The organism is Lentisphaerota bacterium (genome assembly GCA_016873675.1).
GTDB lineage: Bacteria > Verrucomicrobiota > Kiritimatiellia > RFP12 > JAAYNR01 > VGWG01.
This window is the reverse complement of sequence record VGWG01000002.1, coordinates 1-19,872: the sequence shown is the minus strand read 5'-3', so window position 1 is coordinate 19,872 and position 19,872 is coordinate 1. Positions and strand designations below refer to the sequence as shown.

Sequence of the window (19,872 nt, the reverse complement as noted above, 5' to 3'; positions counted from 1 at the left end):
TCAGGTCGGCCCCGGCCGCGTGGCCGCCAATGCTTCCCGCACATGCCTCACATCGCACGAGGCCACCTCAAGCTCCACACACCGCCTGCCGATATCCCGGAGGTGGTGCGCATCGGACGCCATCATCCGCGGATAGCGCCGCCACACCGATTCCGGGAGGCCAGCCGCCGCATAGCCCGGCGTCACCTCCAGGGCGTCGTAAGGCAGATCGGGAATCATGCCCAGTTGCGAAAGCAGGCTGTTATGCGGCCGGGTCACGTGCGATGGAATGAACAGACCGCCCCGCTCGTGCACACGGTGACACACCTCGGTCAGAGGCCAGGCACAGCCGGTTCCCAGGTAAAGCTCGACCTCGCCGAGGATGTTCTCCTCGACATCCACGTAGACCTGATCCCCCATCTTCTCGGGACGGTTCCGCACCTGCGGCAATTGCGCATACACCTCGGCCCCGAACGCCAGCGCCACATCCACCGTGTCGAACAGGCACAGGACATGCGCCTCCTCCGCCGTGCAGACTTCCACCCCCGCCAAAAACGCCAGCCCCGCACGGCGGCACGCCTCGGCGCAGGCCGGCGTGTTCAAGGCCGTGTTGTGGTCGGTCAGCGCGATTCCGTCCATCCCGGCCGCCGCAGCAGCAGCGGCGATCGCCGACGGCGACATCTCCAGCGCGCCACAGGGCGATACGCAGGAATGAATGTGCATATCCAGTTTCATGAGCCGCCGGATACAGACCGGAACGCCGCTTCCAGCTTGATTGATGCCTGGTACTGGTTGTCGTTGGTCTGCAGCAGCAGAATGCCTTCCCGGCGCGCCGCTGCCAGCATGTCCGGTGGCGCCTCGCGCCCGCTGCATAGGATAACGGCATGAACCCCCGCCAGCGAGGCCACGGCCAGCGTATTCAGATGCGCCTGCAGGGTCACCAGCGCCGCATGTGCCGGCGCGTTGGCCATAATATCGCTCAGCAGATCCGACGTGAACCCCGTCTCCACCTGTGTGGCGGCACAGACGTCCTGCACGCAGCGCCAGCCTTCCACGCTCCGGAGCGCCGCCACTGAAAGTCCCTTCATCATCACTCCTCCCCGTTACGGCGTCTGGGGCGGCGCGTCCTTCCCGGTTTGCAACAGGATGGTCGCCCGCGCCGTTGTCCCTCGTCCAACCGCCGATTGAATGTCAAACTCATCGGCATTGCGCCGAATGTTTGTCAATCCCATGCCGGCGCCGAACCCCAGCGACTTGATCCATTCATTCGCCGTGGTGAACCCCTCCTGCATCGCCTGGTCTACATTCGGTATTCCGGGCCCCTCGTCCGCAGCCAGCAACTCCACCTGATGCGGATCCATGTGAAAAGTGAAGGTTCCTCCGAGCGAATGCACCACCAAGTTGATCTCCATCTCGTAGGCGGCCACCGCCACCCGCCGGATCAACCCCGGCGGGTAGTCCTGCTCCGACAGGATCTTCTTGATCGCATGCGCCACTTTTCCCGCGTTCTCAAAATCAAACCGCTCCACGCGGAACTGCTGCGTCACCGTATTGACATCCCGGACCACCGAGACCGGCAGCTTGGCTTCCAGTTTGTGGTACTCGTTGTGCAGTTCCACCAGCAGCGAGGCGCTCACATCGCGGCTCGAAAGAATCCCCACCAGCCGGTTCTCCCTGTTCAGTACCGGAAAGCGCCCGAACTTGAATTTCTCAAAATATGAGATGCCGAAGGAAAGCGGCATGTCGTCCTCCAACACCACCATCTGGGTCGTCATGTGGCGCTCCACCGGATCATCAATATAGCCGCCCTCCAGCGCCCGGAAGATGTCGTCGATGCTGGCGATGCCGAACAGGCGGCCGCGTTCAGCCACCGGCACGCCGCTGATCCGGTTGTCGCGCATCAGATGCTGCACCGTGCGCAGCGAATCCTTCCGAGCCGCAGTGATCACCGGCGATGACATCACATCCTTGATCTTCAGCTTGAACAGAAGATCCAGTATGACCAGCGGGGACTGCTCGGGACTGACGGGAATCGCCTTCATGTTGGATTCATGAGTTTGCCGATCATCACACACGCATCGAACTTGGACAGGGACGACTGCATCAGCGTCACGTCCATCTCGCGTGCCAGCGTTACCATGCTGGCCGAGAGGGTTTTGTTGTTCACCACCAGCACGGCGTGGGCGCCCACGATATCCGACGTGCGGATGGTCTGATCCGAGGGCAGCGAGGTCACCAGCAGCAAATGCTCCTTGTCCACCACCAAGACATCGCTCATCAGATCCGAGGCCACCACGTGCCGAATTTCCTTGGAATCAAAATTCCCGCCCCGGTGAATCACCTTGCATCCCAGCGCGCCGACAACCGCTTCAAGTTTCATCGCCCTGTCTCCTGTTATTCAATTCCGCGTCATGCCGCACGTCCCGGTTGATCCGCTCCCGAACGGGACTTCCAGAATAGTCACAACGGACGGCATGCCTCCCGCCGGTTCGTTTCAAGCAGCGTGTGATTCGCCATTGTAGAGGATGACACGCGGTCTTGCAACCGATCAATATTAAAAAAATCGCACTGGACGCCTTCGATGAAACGTGCGAGAATCTGACAAATCTTTCAAACAGCGCACGGTCACCCTGCGTTGGAATGTGTCAATAAGAAAGGATGTCGCCATGTCCCGCATCTCCCGTCTCATCACAACCGCGCTTTGCGCAATCCTCCCGCTTGTCTCATCCGCCGCAACCCGCATCTGTTCCGTTTATGTCGAGAGCTACGCCTCTCTGCAAAAGCAGCTTTTTCTGGGCGCCGAAGTCTTCAACGCGCCCCAGCTCGGCGCCATGCCGATGATGCTCACCATGTCGCTCCCCGGAGCCGCCCAGATCAATCCCGACCAGCCGGTGGCCTTGCACCTCTTTGACGTCGGCAACGCCAAAACGGGCTTTATCATGGAACTCACCCCGGTGGGCACGAATGCGTCGGCCTATCTGCAGGCGATCATCGGCAATGAAGATAAACTTCCTGAACCTGTCAACGGGGTCTATGTTTTTAATGACGGCGCCGCCCGCGTCGTCGGCAACCGTGTGCTCTTCGCGCCCAAGGCCGCCGATCTCGCAGCCTGCGCGGGCACGAACGCTCCCGCTTTGCCGCCGCTCCCCGCCATCCCCGGCACAATCCGCGTGGTGGCCTTCCCCTCCGCCCTGAAGCCGATGATCAGCAACCTCAAGACGGTCTTCGCCGATCTGTCCGCATCGGGCATGCCCAACGCCAAGCAAACCCAGCAGTCCATGGATGCGATCATTGATTTTTATGGCCAGTTGCTCGGGCAGATCGACACCATGCAGATCGGCATTGCCGTGCAGCGCGAAGGCCTCGCCATCCGCTCCCGGCTCATCCCGGCCAAGGACTCCGACATCGCGACCCTGCTCGCCTCGGCCAAACCCGTCACCCCCGAATACCTCACGTATCTGGATGGAGACGCCCTGTTCCGTTGCGCGGCCGGCAGCTACACGTTTCCGGCCACCCTGCGCAAGCAGATCGTGGATCTGTATACGTCCATGATGCGCCTCCAGCCCAACCTTGCTTCGGTCGAGTCAAAGGATATTGCGGAGCTGTTCGATATGTCGATTCGCTCCATCGGCGCCCCGCTCGCACTGACCGCGACGTGCCGCACGAATGCGATCCTGGTTCAGGGCATGATGGGCATGCCTCAGGCCGAGACGTATCTCACGGATCAACTGGCGATGCTGAAGAAGCCCGTGTTCGCCGCCATTGTGGGGCAATCCGGAATGAAGATGCCCGAGCCCGTCGTGCGCACGTACCAGGGTGTGAAGATCCACACGTTCAAGACCCTGCTCGACGAGGAGGGTTTCAAGAAGACGATGCGAGCCCAGATGCCCGCTGATCTGGATCCGAAAGACCTCGATGAAGCCATGCAGGCGGCACTGAAGCCCATGCGCGCCATGATGAAGCTGCTGGAACCGGGCTATGAGTATGCGGCAAAAGGAAAAACCCTCGCTTTCGGCATGGGCTCGCCCGAAATGGTCGAGCAGGTCATCAACCGGATCGACACGCCGGCGAAGCCCTCCGTCGAGGCGAACCGCATCACCCAACTGCTTGCGCCGGCGGCCGCTCCCTTTGTGATCGGACGCCTCTCGCTGTCCGGTATCGCCAAGGCGATACTGACTCTGACCCGCGTCGTCCCCGCCGAAGCCGCAGCCGCCTTCCCGACCGGCGATGGCGTCGTCATGGCCGAGTGGATCACCGGCGGGCAGACCGAATCGGCCATCCTGATCACGACATCGGAAATCACCTCCTTGACCGCGATTTTCCAGGCCGTTAATCCGTCTCCCGGCATGGGTGCCTTTGAGGGCGGTGACATGGGCGATGACGAGGCCCTGGGCGATGACGAGAATCTGGACGATGACGAGGCCCTGTAAGGGTCACGCCATAGTGATCAGCAGCGCGGGGGCGGTGGGGCTGGGTACGGCGAATCGCGCGGCGACGCGGTAGCCCGGAATCCAGACCACTTCGCCACCGCAGACGAGCAGGGGCACCGTGTCGCGCCGTCCGGCCGGAATCTTTGCGTCGGTCAGCACATCCTGAACCTTGCGGCTTCCGGTCAGTCCGAGCGGAGCGATCCGGTCACCCGGCCTGCGGCCGCGCACCGACAGCCGCTTGCCGCACACCACTTCGGCGCTGATCGTACACTGCGCGGGCAAGCGCCCCACCGGCCCGCCTTCCCGCACAATGCCAACCGCCGGCCCCACTGTCACACGCAGATCACCCACCCTGACCGTGCCGTTTCGACGCAGAAATCGAGGGCCCAGCTTAACCGTCACCGGGGCGTCGGCATCGGACGACACCACCCCATCCCGACAGCCGATCCGAACGCCACCGCCAGCCGTGAGCCGCCAACGGCGGCTTCCTGCGGTGACATTCTCCAGCACGCGGCGCACCGTTTCGAATGTGGCGGCCTCCGCGCCGCCGCGATCCAGCAGCCACCGGTGCACCACCCGCCGGCGCAGCGCCGCTTGCAGCGGCATCAGCCGGTCGGCGCTCAATCCTGTCCCGACGCACGCCGACGTCTGGGCTACGGCCGCCAGCGCATCCAGCGCCGCATCGTCTTCGCGCAACAAATCCGCCGACCGGGCAAGCCCACCGACGACTGCGGATCCATACGCCTCTTCCAGAAGCGGCAACACCGACCGCCGCACGCGGTTGCGCGGAATGGAGGTGTCGCTGTTGCTCGCGTCGTCGCGCCAGACCACGTGATGAAGCCTCAGCCACGCGCGCAAATCCTCGCGGGCAATGCCCGCGAGCGGACGGATCACCACCAGCCCGTCCGCCATCGATTTCGGCCGCATCCCCGACAGCCCGGCCGCTCCGGAGCCCCGCATCAGTCGCAGCAACACCGTCTCGGCCACGTCGTCGCGATGATGCGCGACGGCGACCGCATCGAGCCGATGCCTGCCTGCCGCCCGCCGAAAGAACGCCTGCCGCGCCGCACGGGCCGCCATCTCGAGCGACTGACACGCCCCGCGCCGCTTCGGGCGCGTGCCATCCAGCCCGCACACACGCCCGACCACACAGGTAATGCCCAACTTGGCGCCCAACGCCCGCACAAACGCCGCGTCACCATCCGAAGCCGCACCGCGCAACCCATGATTCAGGTGGAGCGCCACCAGTGCAATGCGCCGCCGACGGCACACCGGAGCCAGCAGATGCAGCAACGCCACGGAGTCGGCGCCACCCGACACCGCCACCCCGAGCCGGCGCACCCCCTCCAGCAGGCTGCCCGCGTTGAGCGCCGCAGCCACGCGTTCTGGCACATCCGAGCCCGACTCTCTCTTGCGACTAGTCATGCGATGCATTCTGCGATGGATTCAGGGATCGGAGCATGCCAGACCTGTCTGCCTGGCCGATCGCCCCAAACAGGCGCGGTAGACGGCGAGGGTTTCGTCAGCCGCCCGCCCCCACGTGAATTCGGACGCACGCGCCAGCCCGCGCTGTCGCGCCTGTTCGTGCCAGTCGTGCGAGGCAACCATCAGATAGGCCGCCTTGCGCCATTCGACCGCGTCCAACGGGTGTACCCCGCACACCGCGATCCCCCCCACTTCGCGCACGGACGGAATCGCCGATCCGATCACCGGCGTCCCGCACGCCATGGCTTCGAGCACGGGCAGCCCGAAACCTTCGTCCACGCTGGGAAAAAGCAGCACGCGGGCCGCGCCGTAAAGGGCGGGCATTTCCGCCTCGGGCACTTCCCCAATCCAGAAGACCCGGCCGTCCAGCCGTAGCCGCGCCACCTCCCCACGCAACCCGGCGGTGTCGGACTGCAGACCGGCGATTACCAGCGGCAGCATCGCCGTCTCGTGCGACGTGGCGAGCATCTGCAACAGGACGCCGATGTTCTTATGGGGGCGGTCGCTGCCGACGTAAAGAAAATAGCGATCCGGGATCATGTGGCGCTCGCAGAACGCCTTCCGTTCCGCCGCAGAAACGGGCCGGAAATGGGGGTCCACGCCATGACGCACAACCGCTATCTTGGCCGCCACAGCCGGACCGAAACGCTTGCCGCACGCATCGGCGACGGCTTGCGAAACGGCGATGATCCGGTCGGCGCGCGCGAGCATGAAGCGCCCGATCGTCCACCAGGCCAATTTGGCGGCCAGCGCCCCGGCGCCCGGACGGTTCAGCGCCACGAGATCATGCACCGTCACGACCAGAGGCTTCCGCGTGATCAACGGCGTGAGCGGAAACGGGGCGTGAAGCAGGTCCGGATGTCCGCGACTGATCTGACGCGACATGTGCCCGCCGCCAAACGGCGAAAGCGCGCCGGTCAGCGAGCGGCGGCGGATCAGCCGCCGACTCTCGGGCAGCCGCAAGCGCCGGTTGGGCGGCACCAGCACGATCAGCCGGTCCTCCGGCGCAAGCTTGCGGAGCAGGGCCTCCGTCAGACAGCACACGTAGCGGCTCACTCCTGGAAAATGGCGCGTGGCGGTGCGGGCATCAAACAAAATACGCATGGCGTCTCATCCACAGGCTGGCGCGCGCGTCAGCGCCACAGCCGATTCAAAGTGCGCGGTCCGCGGGAACATGTCGAACATCCGGACGCCGGATATCCGGTAGCCGCCGGCCAGCAGCGTCTTCAAATCCCGGCACAGGGTGGCCGGGTCGCACGAGACGTAGAAGATGCGCGCCGGGCTTGCCCGCACCAGCGCGGCGGCAACCTTGGGCTCGAATCCGTCCCGCGGTGGGTCGGCAATCACCACGGCCTGCGCACAGTCAATCCCGCCAAATCGCTGGCTGGCGGCCTGCGCCACCGACACGCAATGGAATGCGCCCGCGAGATTCAGCGCGGCCGCATTGGCCTGCGCTGCAGCGACGGCGCCCCGACCCGACTCGACGCCGAGCAGGTTCCGCGCGCCCACGGCGGCGCACGCCAGTCCGAACACCCCGACGCCGCAATACAGGTCGAGCACGTCGCACACCCCGGGCCGCGCCGCCGCATACCACTCGGCGATCTGGCGGACGAGCGCATAGCCGACCTCGGGATTGACCTGGTAGAACCCGTCGGCGGGAACCGTCAGCGGCCCCGCCGGGCTCGTCTCGGTGAGCGTCAGATCTTTGGGCGGACGCCCGACCCAGGACTTGACACCGTCCGCCGATGTCCACCGGAAGGTCACGTCATCGCCATGCGCCAGTTGCCGGAACGACGGGCCGTCTCGGAAGCGCGCCAGCGCCTCGTTGATCGGCGCGCGGGCGAGCGGACACTGCGGGATGTCGATCACCGTCCGATTGTCCTCCGCCAGATAACCGAGAATCGGCGGCTCGCCCAGAGTCTCGGCAGGCGTCCCTCGCGGCCGCCGCGCGTGCAGCACGATCTTGTTGCGGTAATGGAGCGACAGCGGCGAGGCAAAGGGCGGATCGGCCTCCACCCCAGCGCACCCGGGCAGCCGCCGCAGCATATCAAGCAACTGCCCGTTCTTGACCGCCACCTCGGCCGGATAGGCGAGATGGTCGTACACGCAACCGGGCACCGATGTGCCGTCGGAACGGATGCAGCAGGGCGAAATGCGGTCGGGAGACGATGCGTACACCGCCACCAGGCGCGCCTCGGCGTAATTTTTGCGCACCCGCACGATCTCGGCCGTGACACGTTCACCAGGCGCAACATGCGGGACAAAAACAACCAAGCCATCCTTGCGGGCCAGCCCGTTTCCACGGTAAACCAACGAGGTGATCTCCAAGTCAACCTGCTGCCCGATATCCATCCGTGCTACTCCTGAATTGAAAAGTCATCCTTGCCAACACCGCATTCGGGGCAGGTCCAGTCGCTGGGAATATCTGGAAAAGCCGTTCCGGGAGCCACGCCGTGGTCCGGATCGCCCGTGAGGGGGTCATACACATAGCCGCACACATTGCACACATACTTCTTCATAGGTCCGTTTCCTTTCTTGGGCGCCAGTATATCACGCCGTGTGCCCGGAAACAATTGCGCAGTCAATGCGCTTCCAGCCAGTTTTCTCCGACGCCGATCTCGACATCGAGCGGCACGCCGAGGTCGAGGGCGTTGCGCATCGCCTCCGTGACGAGCGTCCGGACCGCCTCAATCTCCTCGCGCGGCACGTCGAAAACCAGCTCATCATGGACCTGAAGCACCATTCGAGCCCGCAACCGGCGGACTTCGATCTCGTGCTGAATCCGCACCATCGCCAGCTTGATCAGGTCGGCCGCCGTCCCCTGGATCGGCGTGTTGATCGCGTTGCGCTCGGCCGCCTGACGCGACGTCGCATTGCGCGAGGTGATGTCGCGCAGCCAGCGGCGGCGGCCGAGATGCGTCGCAACATAGCCGTGCTCGCGCGCAAAGGCGATGGTGGCGTCCATGTAGGTCTTGACGCCGGGATACTGCTCGAAATAGTGCTCGATCAACTCGGCGGCCTGCTTGCGCGGGATGCCCAGCCGCTGCGACAGACCAAAGGCGCTGATTCCGTAGATGATGCCGAAGTTGACCATCTTGGCCTGTGACCGCATCTCGGCCGTCACGAGCGCCGGCAGGATGCCATGCACCCGCGCGGCGGTCTCGGTGTGGATGTCGGCCCCCCGCGCAAACGCCTCGATCATCCCGCGGTCGCCGCTCATCGCCGCCATCACCCGCAGTTCGACCTGCGAGTAGTCGGCCGAGAGCAGCACGTGCCCGGCGTCCCGCGGCACAAACGCGGCTCGCACGCGCCGCCCCCGCGCCGTGCGAATCGGGATGTTTTGCAGGTTGGGGTTCACCGACGAGAGCCGTCCGGTCTCAGTCATCGCCTGACTGAAGGTGGTATGGATGCGCCCGGTTTGTGGATGGATGCTTTCGGGAAGCTTGTCGACATAGGTGCTCTTCAGCTTGCTGCAGGCGCGGTGATCGAGAATGAGCTCCACGATCGGATGCTTCCCCGCCAGCTTGAGCAGGGTGTCCTCGTCGGTCGCATATTGCCCCGATGTGGTCCGCTTGGCGTCGGGGTCGAGCTTGAGCTGGCCAAACAGCAGTTCGCCCATTTGCTTGGGAGAGGCGAGGTTGAAGCTGCCGCCGCCCGCATACTCGCGGATCTTCAGCTCCAGTTCCAGCAGATCGCGCTCCAGTTCACGGCCGCAGGCCTTGAGGGCGGCGGGATCGACGCGGATACCCTCGGCCTCCATCGCGATCAATACCGCAATCAGCGGCTCCTCGCTCGCCTGCAACACCCGCGCGCACCCCGCCGCGTCGGCCAGAGGCCGCAAATGCTCATGCAACCGCAGGGCAATGTCGGCGTCCTCGGCCGCATACTCCGCCGCCTGTTCCAGAGGCACCTCGCGCATCGTGATCTGCGCGGGGCCGCGCTCGCCAATCAGCGCCGTGATCGGAATGGGATCGTAGCCGAGGTATTGCTTGGAGAGGTAGTCCAGCCCGTGCCGCTCGGCCGCGTCAAGCACGTAATGCGTCAGCAGCGTGTCGTGCAGCGTGCCAGCCACGCGAATGCCGTGATGCCGCAGCACGGTGAGATCAAACTTGGCGTTGTGGCCGATCCGCGTCTTGGATGCATCTTCAAAGAGCGGACGGAACCGGGCCAGCAGCGCCTCCCGCGCCGCCGGTTCGGCAGAAACGGGCAGATACCAACCCGTCCCCGCCCGCGTCGAGAAGGAGATGCCGACCAGTTCCGTTTCCCAAGCCTCCAAACCCGTGGTTTCGGTGTCGAAGGCCCACAGCGGCGCCGCGCGGAGTTCTTCGATCAACGCCGCCACCTCGGCTTCGCCGCTCGCGCAGGTGTAGGCATGGGGCGTATCGCGGATCGTGCGGACCTCCGCCTGGGGTGCCCGCGCGACGGCCTCGCCGCCCAGCAGGCGCTGGCCGGCCTGCAGCAGCTCGTATTTCGCCAGGACAGCGTGCAGCGCCTCCCGGTTGGGTTCGCGTCGAGCCAGATCCGCCAGCGTCACCGGCAGCGGCACATCGCGCCGGATCGTGGCCAGCCGCCGGCTGATCAGCGCCTGCTCGCGGCCTGCCGCGACCTTCTCGGCCAGCTTGCCCTTAATGGCCGCAACCCCGTCCAGTACCGCATCGAGCGACCCAAATTGCTTGAGCAACGCCACAGCCGTTTTCTCGCCAACCCCGGTGATGCCGGGTATGTTGTCGGCCACGTCACCCGCCAGTCCCAGGTAGTCCACCATCTGCGCCGGACTGGCGATGTCCCAGTGCCTGCACACATCGTCAACGGTCAAGATCTCGGGGCCTGCGCCAGCTTTGCCCGGCCGATAGAGGCGCGTGGTGGCGTCGACCAACTGGGCGATGTCCTTGTCCGGCGTGACCAAATACGTCTCGAGTCCTTCGCGGCTGGCGCATGCGGCCAGCGCCCCCATCAGGTCGTCGGCCTCGAAGCCCTCCACCCGCAGCATCGGGATCTTCAGCGCCCCGGCCAGCTCGATCGCCATCGGCATGGCCGCAGTGATGTCCTCGGGCGTCTTCTGCCGCTGGGCCTTGTAGGCGGGGTATTCCTGATGGCGGAACGTCGGCATGATCGAGTCGAGCACGAGCGCCACATGGGACGGCGCATGCTCCGACAGGATCTGCGCGACGGTCGTGGCGAACAGGTTCAAGGCCGAGGTGTTGAGCCCCGTGCTGGTCAGCTGCGGATTCTTGAGAAAAACGAAATGCCCCCGATAGAGAATCGGCATGACGTCGATCACAAACAGTTTCTGCCCCATGGTGTCACCCCTTCCCGCCCCATCGCTTCAGTAGGGTTCAACGCCCGGTCCGCAGCCGCCAGAGCCAGAAGCGGAATCGCGCCCACCACCCCGCGCGCGGTTTTTGTGGCGACACGGCGCCCCGTTCTCGCATATACTCACGGTCCGACAAACCCATGCCCAACACTCCTCCGCATAATGCTCCGCGTCCCGCCGGTTCCGACCGCCTCCAGCTCGTCCTCGCCCGCAGCGGCGTGGCCTCGCGCCGTCATGCGGCCGGGATCATCGCCTCAGGCCGGGTCACCGTCAACGGTGAAACAATCACAGAACCGGGCTTCCGTGTCAATCCCGGAAGTGACGCCATCCTTCTGGACGGCGCCCCGCTCCCGGCCGTCGAACGGCCGCGCACCATCCTCCTCAACAAGCCGCCGGGCGTGGTCTGCAGCACCGACACGACGCAGGGGCGGTCGGTCTGCGAGCTGGTGGATCTCCCGGAGCGGCTCGTGCCGGTGGGGCGATTGGACAAGGAGAGCGAGGGGCTGCTGCTCCTCTCCAACGACGGGGCGTTCATCCAGCGGATGACCCACCCGCGCCACGGCCACACCAAGACCTACGAGGTGACCGTGGTGGGCCGGCTCTCCGCCGCCGCCGTCCGCAGCCTCGGCGAGCCGATCGAACTCGACGGCTACCTCACCCGCCCCGCCCGGGTCCGCGTCCTGTCGGCCGGCGACACCTGCCACCTCGTGGCGATCACCCTCTCCGAGGGCCGCAACCGCCAGATCCGCCACCTCTGCGCCCGCGCCGGCTTCCACGTTGTCCGCCTCGTCCGCACCGCGATCGGCGGCCTCACCGCGCCCGCGCTCAAGCCCGGCGCCTGGCGCGCCCTCACCCCCGCCGACCTGAAACGGCTCGACGCCTGAGAAAAGCTGAAAACTGAAATGCTGAAATGCGCGGCAGCGCGGTAGGGCAGCGGCGTCCCGCCGAAGAGAAAAGCTGAAAACTGAAAACTGAAATGCTGAAATGCGCGGTAGCGCGGTAGGGCAGCGGCGTCCCGCCGAAGAGAAAAGCTGAAAACTGAAAACTGAAATGCTGAAATGCGCGGTAGCGCGGTAGGGCAGCGGCGTCCCGCCGCGCCGCGGGCGAATGGGAAAGTGTGTGGGTGTGTGGGTCATCGGGGGCGGGAGCGAAATCCCGCATTGTCCCGATAGCGATATAGGCCTTTATTCGTTCGCCGGCGGCGCGGCGGGACGCCGCTGCCTTACCTGATCACACACCCACACACTCCCGCACTTCCCCATTCGCCTGCGGCGCGGCGGGACGCCGCTGCCCTACCCGATCACTTCGCGCTCACACACCCACGCACTGCCCCCCCTGTCGCTAACCGACTACCGCGCGCGTTGTCGCGCGCGTTGACAAAGAGCGCGCGCTTTTGCCATCATGTCACCCTGCCGGGCGGCTGGACAAAGCGCTGAGCGGCCGCGCACACGGACGGACACGAATACGGCCGCCGCCAACGTCCGTGGCGGCCCGTGTTTGTCCGTGTCCACGAAAGGAGACCTCCATGGCGCCTGAACCTGAGACACTCATCCCGAAGCATGGCGGCTACGAGCACACGAAGTCCTGGCAGCTCGCCGACCTGATCTACGACGTGACCGTGCGCTTCTGCGACCGCTTTGTGGATAAGCGCAGTCGCACGCACGACCAGATGGTGCAGGCGGCGCGGAGCGGCTGCCAGAACCTGCAGGAAGGCAGTATGGATTCGGCGGTCTCCAGGAAGATCGAAATCAAACTCACCGGCATCGCCCGCGGCAGCCTCAAAGAGCTTGAACGGGACTTCAAGAAATTCCTGCAGCACCGCGACCTGCCCGAATGGCCGCTGCGGCACCCGGCGCTGATGCGCTTCAAGGCGCTGCAATGCGCCACGCTGGAACAGTTCCGGGCGTGGGTGGCAGCGGAGTCGAAGCTGGCCCGGAAGGGCGCGGACGGACACGGACCAGCACGGACGGACACGAAAGGGGCCGCTGTCGCTGTCCGTGGCGGTCCGTGTTCGTCCGTGTCTTGCGCCGCGGCGTTTCCCGCCGTCTGCGCCGCGAACGGCGCACTCTCCCTGCTCAACCTCTGCATTCACCTGATCGGCCGGCAACTGGAGGCGCAGGCCGCCGCTTTCGAGAAGGAAGGCGGTTTCACGGAACGGTTGTATCGTGTGCGCAGCGCCAGAAGACACGCGCCATGACGCAACACCGCTGATCGCGCCTGCGCCGTGGCGGTCCGTGTTCGTCCGTGTCTCGCGCCGTGTCCGTGCCCGTCCGTGCCCGTCCGTGCCTCGCGCCGTGCGGAAAAGGTTGGCGGTGTCGGCGCGGAATCGGTATGCTGGCACCGAACCGAAACCAAGGAAAAGCTGCCGCAGGACCGGATCACCCCCATGTTCGATGAACTCCAAATAGGCCAGACCTACGAGCGCCCCCAGCTCGCGCGCATGTGGGGGTTGGAGGGATATCAGGCGATCAGCCGGGGTGTTTTTACGCCGAGAGGGAAGGATCTCATCGTCTTGTTTGTCACCCACGAGAAACAACTGTGCCTGACGCCGTACGATGATTTCATCCAAGAGGACTTGCTTTTCTGGGAAGGTGAGTCAGGACACCGCTCGGATGCTCGTATTATGGCGGCGTCCGAGCGCGGGGATGAGATTCACCTTTTTTACCGGCAGCGGCATCACAGCCCCTTCATCTACCACGGCCGGATCATCTTGCTTGGGTGTGAGCCCAGGGTTGATCGCCCCAGCAAGTTCACGTTTGCGGTTGTTGCCCGAGAGCAGGTCATCCCAGCGTTAGCCTCGGAGGTCGCCGAAGAGGGCGCGGACTACAAGACCGTCAGCACGCACGCTCTTTGCGCGATTGATCGCAAAATTGTCGCCAGCCGGCGCGGCATCGTCCAGCGCATTTTTCGCGGGAACGTGCTGCGGCTCTGGGATGGCTCCTGTGCGGTGACCGGTGTGCAGGAACACCGAGTGCTTGTCGCCGCCCATATCAAGCCGTGGGCGGAAGCGGTGCCGCACGAAAAGGCGGATCACTACAACGGGCTTCTCCTCGTTCCGAACCTTGACGCGTTGTTTGATCAAGGGTTGATCTCCTTCCGTGACGATGGCGGTGTGATCATCTCAAACCTCTGGAGCAAGGATGACCAACGACGGATGTACGTCACGGAAGACATGCATCTGCGGCGCGTCCCCCTCCAATCGAAGAGCTACCTGGCCTACCACCGCGACACGTGCTTTGAACGACGGTAACGCCGTGCGGGCGCCATGAATGGTGAAGCAACGGTTTTCGTTCTTTCTTGTCTGCGACCGATGGATGGGGTATCCTGCTGCATCTTCACAACATGAGTGTGTGTCTGCATGAGCCGCCGCCCCAAGGATCTTTACATCGAGACGCAACGCAAGTACGAACCTGCGCTTGCCGACTTGCGCCGTATTCTGGCGGCGCCCGACCTGAACGACCGGGATATTGTGCTTCATCATGCCGCGATGAACCTCTACGTGTTCATGGATGAAGTGGCTCTGGACGTGCAGAAGGCATGGGATCTCATCGACGTCACACGACTGGCCAGGGATGCCGGCGGACCGGGGCGGGCCACAGCGGAAGAGAAGCTGATGGAGCATCTCGACCACGTCGTCCGTAACTGCGGGAACGCGTTCGACGCCGCCGGTCTCAACCAGTTCCTGGTATTCCCTGAGTGTGCCGGTTGTCCGGCCGATCTCGAAGCGCCATGTACGATCATGCGCGATATCTGTACGTATGCCCTTGACTGCTTTGCGTACACACGGTCGCGCGACCCGTTCGCCGGCATGCGCCGTGTGGGGGCATTCCAGATTCTCGGTTCCGCCGGGTGGTTCTTTGACATCCCGTCGTCCGTGCCGCTGGCGCTGGCCGCGCTGAAGCGGGACCGCCGGCTTGAGGCGCGAGGCGCGATCGTTTTTCTGGAGGAGTATTTCAAGGCGCGGGAAAGCGCACCTGTTCCGGACGAGATCGAACAATTCTTGCTGAACTTCGCCAAGCGCACGGACAGCCGTTCTAACGCGACTGGAGCGTTGAACGTGCTCGTCGATGCTGGCACCATAAGCGAACTGCACGCACTTTCCATTATCGACGACTGGAAAGAGCGGCATCCCTGGGAGTAAGGGAGAAGGGCTGAAGGGTTACCATTCGCCGATTGGCGCAGATGCCGACCAAGCAGTGCCAAAGACCCATGACGGAGATCAACCAAACTTCGCTCCTGCCACGCGCCTACTACAGCGCGCCGATCACCGTATTTTTGACATCGACCCCGGAAACGGTTCTCGGCGTGCTATTGGCCAACAGCGAGATGGCAGTTGAACCGCCGCAACGGGACGCGTGGCTTCAGGAGTTCGCGATTCTAAAAGATTCGCTCCAGGGACTCGACGGGACACTGTTCCTGGAGTTCAATATCCCACGCATGGGGAAGCGGATTGACGCCGTGGTGGTGGCCGGGGCGATGGTCTTCGTGATCGAGTTCAAGGTCGGCGAGAAGCATTTCACTCGCGCCGATCTGGATCAGGTCTGGGACTACGCTCTGGACCTAAAGAACTTCCACGAGGCCAGCCACGCCGTCTCGATTATGCCGATTCTGGTGGCGACTGAAGCGCCTGCGGGCGATTGGGGCTTGCCGCCGCCGCATGAGGATCAGGTCTATCCGCCTGTACAGTCAAACAGTCAGGGGCTCCGGGGCATCATTGCCTCGGGGTTAAGAGAGCATCCGGGTGTGCCGCTGGATGGAGTTCAGTGGGGTGCGGCGTCATACCATCCCACACCCACGATCATCGAGGCGGCCCAATCGCTCTATGCCCAGCACTCGGTGGATGCCATCGCCCGCCACGATGCTGGCGCCCGGAATCTGCAAGTGACTTCAACCCGAATCGAGGAACTGGTCGAGCAGGCCCGCGCGTCGCGGACCAAGATCATCTGTTTCGTGACGGGCGTGCCGGGGGCGGGCAAGACCCTCGTGGGTCTCAACGTCGCCACAAAGCGGCGGGATACCACACGCCCAACCCACGCGGTCTTCCTGTCCGGCAATGGCCCTCTGGTTGCCGTTCTGCGTGAGGCGCTGACACGCGATGAAGTGGCGCGCAAAAGGTCAGGCGGCGAGAAGGTTCGCAAGGGGAAGGTGTACGAATGCGTCAAGGCGTTCATTCAGAACGTCCACCACTTCCGCGACGAGGCGCTTCGCGAGACGACCCCGCCGATAGATCATGTCGTGATCTTCGACGAGGCGCAAAGGGCGTGGAACACGGCACAGACCTCGGCGTTCATGCACCGGAAGAAGAAGGTGCAGGGCTTTACCCGGTCGGAGCCGGAGTTCCTGATATCGTACCTGGACCGGCACGAGGATTGGGCGGTCGTTGTCTGCTTGGTGGGAGGCGGGCAGGAGATCAACACGGGCGAGGCCGGCATTGGCGCATGGCTCGAAGCCATCAACACGTCGTTCCCCTGGTGGCATGTCTACATCTCACAGGAACTGACGGACAGCGAATACGCCGCCGGACAGGCCATCGACGCCGTGCGATCAAGACCCGACACGCACTTCGATGGCGCGCTCCATCTGGCCGTCTCCATGCGCTCGTTCCGCGCCGAAAACGTGTCGGCGTTCGTCAAGGCTGTGCTGGATTGTGAGATCGAGAGGGCGCGAGAAGCGTTCGCGAAGTTGCGCCAACGTTATCCCATCGCGCTCACCCGTGACATCGAGCAGGCCAAGACCTGGATCCGGCAGCGAGCGCGGGGAACCGAGCGTTTCGGAATGGTCGCATCCTCCGAGGCTCAGCGGCTGAAGCCACACGCTATTGATGTCCGCGTGAGCATTGACCCGGTCCACTGGTTCCTCGACGACAGGCGCGACACGCGTTCGAGTCTTTATCTTGAGGATGCCGCGTCGCAGTTCGACATTCAGGGCCTTGAACTGGACTGGGTCTGCGTGAACTGGGACGCCGACCTCCGGTTCTTGGGATCAGGCTGGGGCTACCACACATTCCGCGGCGATCGGTGGCAGAGCGTGCATAAGGAGGATCGCCGGAACTACCTCCGCAACGCGTACCGCGTTCTTCTCACCCGAGCGCGGCAAGGCATGGTCATCTTCATCCCGCCGGGCGAAGAGAGCGACCCCACGCGCATTCCAGAACACTATGACCGAACCTTTGAGTATCTGGCCAGCCTGGGTATTCCGGTGCTTGCCTGACAGAACGGAAGGCCCGCCAAGGGGCGGGCCTTCCTTGCCACGCGCCCTCACACCCGCACACGCACATACTTCCCCTTTTGCCCACGGCGGGGGCGCCGCCACCTGATCCGGCACGCAGCCCGACAACGGACGGAACTTCCCCACCCTGCCGCAGGGCGAGCGCGAGGGGATGAGGAAGGAGTTTGTGCAGGCGTGATGCTTTGCAGCAATTCTCATTATGAGGCGCGTGGGCCATCGGGGTCGGTGTCGGAGTCGGGGTCGAAATTCCGGTGTTTTCCTGGATAGTGATACCGATACCGACGCCGATGGTTCCATTTCCCGCCGCCGGACGCGACCTGGTGCTCGCCAGGCGCGAGGAGACGACGACGTGACGGTGGTCGGTTAGCGACACGCCCACTCACCCCTCCATTCGCCTGCGGCGCGGCGGGACGCCGTCGCCCTACCCGATCACACACCCACGCACACACGCCCACTCACCCCTCCATTCGCCTGCGGCGCGGCGGGACGCCGCCGCCCTACCCGATCACACACCCACGCACTCCCACACCCACACACTTCTCCATTCGCCCGCGGCGCGGCGGGACGCCGTCGCCCTACCCGATCACACACCCACGCACTCCCACACCCACACACTTCTCCATTCGCCCGCGGCGCGGCGGGACGCCGCCGCCCTACCCGATCACACACCCACGCACTCCCACACCCACACACTTCTCCATTCGCCCGCGGCGCGGCGGGACGCCGCCGCCCTACCCGATCACACACCCACGCACTCCCACACCCACACACTTCTCCATTCGCCCGCGGCGCGGCGGGACGCCGCTGCCCTACCCGATCACACACCCACGCACCCCCACACACACACACGAAAAATCCTCTGCTTGCCCGCAGCCGGCGCTTCGGGTATCATGTGTCCCTTCCCACGTCACAGGGTGTCCCGTGTTTGTCTGCGGGACCGGATCGGCGGCTCGGGACAAATAAAGGAAACACTATCATGGCCTACGTCATTACCGACAAGTGCACCCGCTGCGGCGCGTGCAAGGACTCCTGCCCGGTTGAAGCGATCAGCGAGGGCGACCCCAAGTATGTGATCGACCCCGACACCTGCGTGGACTGCGGCGCTTGCACGGGCGCCTGCCCGAGCGACGCGATCGAACCCGGCGCGTGAGGCGTCTTTCCCGCCGGCGGCGGCGGCTCTGCCTGTGAACACTGGCTTCTGAATTCCACCCCTGCCGCACCGGCAGGAGCGGTCCGGCAAGCGCACCGGCTTTTACCTTCCGAAAGGTCTTATGGGCGCAATCATCCTTGACGGCAAGCAGGCGGCGGCGGAGATGCGCGCGGAGATCGCGCGCCAGGTGCAGGAGCTGAAGACCCGTACGGGGGTGACGCCGGGGCTGGGCGTGATTCTGGTCGGCCAGGATCCCGCGTCGGCCTCGTACGTGACAGCCAAGGAGAAAGCCTGCGTCGAGGCGGGGATGTATTCGGAGGATCGTCGGCTTCCGGCGGACAGCTCGCAAGCCGCCGTGTTGGCCGAGGTCGGCCGCATGAACGCCGACCCGCGCATCCACGGCATCCTCGTCCAACTCCCGCTGCCGCGCCACATTGACGAAAAGGCGGTGATCAACGCCATCGCGCCGGCCAAGGACGTGGACGGCTTCACGCCGGTGAACATCGGGCGGATGCTTATCGACGAGCCATGCTACCTCCCCTGCACCCCGCACGGCATCATCCAACTTCTCGTCCGCAGCGGCATCGAGACCTCAGGCCGTCATGCCGTGGTGATCGGACGCTCGAACATCGTCGGCAAGCCGGTGGCGCACCTGCTGATGCGCAAGGCCCCCGGCGGCAATGCGACGGTCACGGTTTGTCACACCGGCACGCGCGATCTCGCCTCCTTCACCCGCCAGGCCGACATCCTCGTGGTCGCCGCCGGCCGCGCCGGAACGGTCACCGGGAGCATGATCAAACCGGGCGCGACGGTGATTGACGTGGGTGTCAACCGCATCCCCGATGCGGCGGCGCGCAACGGCTTTCGGCTCGTCGGCGACGTGGATTTCGCCTCGGCCTGCGAGACCGCCGGGCGGATCACGCCCGTTCCCGGCGGCGTCGGCCCCATGACCATCACCATGCTGCTTCACAACACCTTGGAATCGGCCCGCCGGGCCGCCTCACGGTAACCCCATGTCACCCAGACCGGCCCAACGCCTCGTGCTCTTCGTCTGCACCGGCAACACCTGCCGCAGTCCCATGGCCGAGGCGTTGCTGCGGCAGGCGCTCGGGGCGGACGCCGGATGGGAGGTCGCGTCGGCGGGGCTGTGCGCCATTCCCGGGCTGCCCGCCAGCGGCGGCGCCGTCGCCGCGCTGCGCGATGCCGGCGGCGATCTCTCCGCCCACCGCAGCCGGTTGCTGACCCCCGCGCTGGTGCGCCAGGCCGCCGTGATCGTTGCTCTCGCC

General features: G+C 64.8%; 17 protein-coding genes. 9 read left to right on the top strand and 8 right to left on the bottom strand.

Annotated features, from left to right (window positions below; all coding sequences use genetic code 11):
• The 3 genes from FJ222_00430 to FJ222_00420 form a co-directional block, all read right to left on the bottom strand.
• Positions 1–852, bottom strand: coding sequence for a PHP domain-containing protein (locus FJ222_00430; GenBank protein ID MBM4162905.1), 852 nt, complete (start codon positions 850–852; stop codon positions 1–3).
• 230 nt (positions 853–1,082) lie between these two features.
• Positions 1,083–2,021: a CBS domain-containing protein gene (locus tag FJ222_00425; protein ID MBM4162904.1), complete on the bottom strand. Its 939-nt coding sequence runs from the start codon at positions 2,019–2,021 to the stop codon at positions 1,083–1,085.
• A complete protein-coding gene (locus FJ222_00420; protein MBM4162903.1) occupies positions 2,018–2,359 on the bottom strand; it encodes a hypothetical protein in 342 nt (113 codons plus the stop codon). The genes FJ222_00425 and FJ222_00420 overlap by 4 nt, the downstream gene beginning before the upstream one ends.
• A 286-nt stretch (positions 2,360–2,645) precedes the next feature.
• Between FJ222_00420 and FJ222_00415 the strand changes: the two genes are divergently transcribed.
• Positions 2,646–4,409 (top strand): hypothetical protein, encoded by a 1,764-nt coding sequence (locus tag FJ222_00415; GenBank protein MBM4162902.1) that lies wholly within the window; start codon positions 2,646–2,648, stop codon positions 4,407–4,409.
• Between the two features lie 3 nt (positions 4,410–4,412).
• Here FJ222_00415 and tilS read toward each other — a convergent pair whose 3' ends face one another.
• From tilS to polA, 5 genes are all read right to left on the bottom strand, one after another.
• Positions 4,413–5,843: a tRNA lysidine(34) synthetase TilS gene (gene tilS, locus FJ222_00410; protein MBM4162901.1), complete on the bottom strand. Its 1,431-nt coding sequence runs from the start codon at positions 5,841–5,843 to the stop codon at positions 4,413–4,415.
• 12 nt (positions 5,844–5,855) lie between these two features.
• Positions 5,856–6,998, bottom strand: coding sequence for a glycosyltransferase family 4 protein (locus FJ222_00405; protein ID MBM4162900.1), 1,143 nt, complete (start codon positions 6,996–6,998; stop codon positions 5,856–5,858).
• Positions 6,999–7,004: 6 nt separating this feature from the next.
• The gene (locus FJ222_00400; GenBank protein ID MBM4162899.1) at positions 7,005–8,246 is read right to left on the bottom strand and encodes a class I SAM-dependent RNA methyltransferase; all 1,242 of its coding nucleotides are present in this window, start codon (positions 8,244–8,246) and stop codon (positions 7,005–7,007) included.
• A 5-nt stretch (positions 8,247–8,251) separates the two neighbouring features.
• Complete coding sequence (locus tag FJ222_00395; GenBank protein ID MBM4162898.1) at positions 8,252–8,413, bottom strand: rubredoxin; 162 nt, start codon at positions 8,411–8,413, stop codon at positions 8,252–8,254.
• 62 nt (positions 8,414–8,475) lie between these two features.
• Complete coding sequence (gene polA, locus FJ222_00390; protein MBM4162897.1) at positions 8,476–11,193, bottom strand: DNA polymerase I; 2,718 nt, start codon at positions 11,191–11,193, stop codon at positions 8,476–8,478.
• A 155-nt stretch (positions 11,194–11,348) separates the two neighbouring features.
• Between polA and FJ222_00385 the strand changes: the two genes are divergently transcribed.
• The 8 genes from FJ222_00385 to FJ222_00350 form a co-directional block, all read left to right on the top strand.
• The gene (locus tag FJ222_00385; protein MBM4162896.1) at positions 11,349–12,092 is read left to right on the top strand and encodes an rRNA pseudouridine synthase; all 744 of its coding nucleotides are present in this window, start codon (positions 11,349–11,351) and stop codon (positions 12,090–12,092) included.
• A gap of 641 nt (positions 12,093–12,733) precedes the next feature.
• Positions 12,734–13,405, top strand: a complete 672-nt coding sequence (locus FJ222_00380; GenBank protein MBM4162895.1) for a four helix bundle protein — start codon at positions 12,734–12,736, stop codon at positions 13,403–13,405.
• Between the two features lie 189 nt (positions 13,406–13,594).
• On the top strand, positions 13,595–14,458 hold the full coding sequence (locus FJ222_00375; GenBank protein ID MBM4162894.1) for a hypothetical protein: 864 nt from the start codon (positions 13,595–13,597) through the stop codon (positions 14,456–14,458).
• Positions 14,459–14,566: 108 nt separating this feature from the next.
• A complete protein-coding gene (locus FJ222_00370) occupies positions 14,567–15,349 on the top strand; it encodes a hypothetical protein (GenBank protein MBM4162893.1) in 783 nt (260 codons plus the stop codon).
• Between the two features lie 68 nt (positions 15,350–15,417).
• Positions 15,418–17,418, top strand: coding sequence for a DUF2075 domain-containing protein (locus tag FJ222_00365; protein ID MBM4162892.1), 2,001 nt, complete (start codon positions 15,418–15,420; stop codon positions 17,416–17,418).
• Between the two features lie 994 nt (positions 17,419–18,412).
• Positions 18,413–18,586 carry a 4Fe-4S dicluster domain-containing protein gene (locus FJ222_00360; protein MBM4162891.1) on the top strand — a complete coding sequence of 58 codons (174 nt, stop codon included), beginning with the start codon at positions 18,413–18,415 and terminating at the stop codon, positions 18,584–18,586.
• A gap of 121 nt (positions 18,587–18,707) precedes the next feature.
• Positions 18,708–19,595, top strand: a complete 888-nt coding sequence (folD, locus tag FJ222_00355; protein MBM4162890.1) for a bifunctional methylenetetrahydrofolate dehydrogenase/methenyltetrahydrofolate cyclohydrolase FolD — start codon at positions 18,708–18,710, stop codon at positions 19,593–19,595.
• 4 nt (positions 19,596–19,599) lie between these two features.
• Positions 19,600–19,872, top strand: a 273-nt coding sequence (locus tag FJ222_00350; protein ID MBM4162889.1) for a hypothetical protein, incomplete at its 3' end; no start/stop codon positions are given.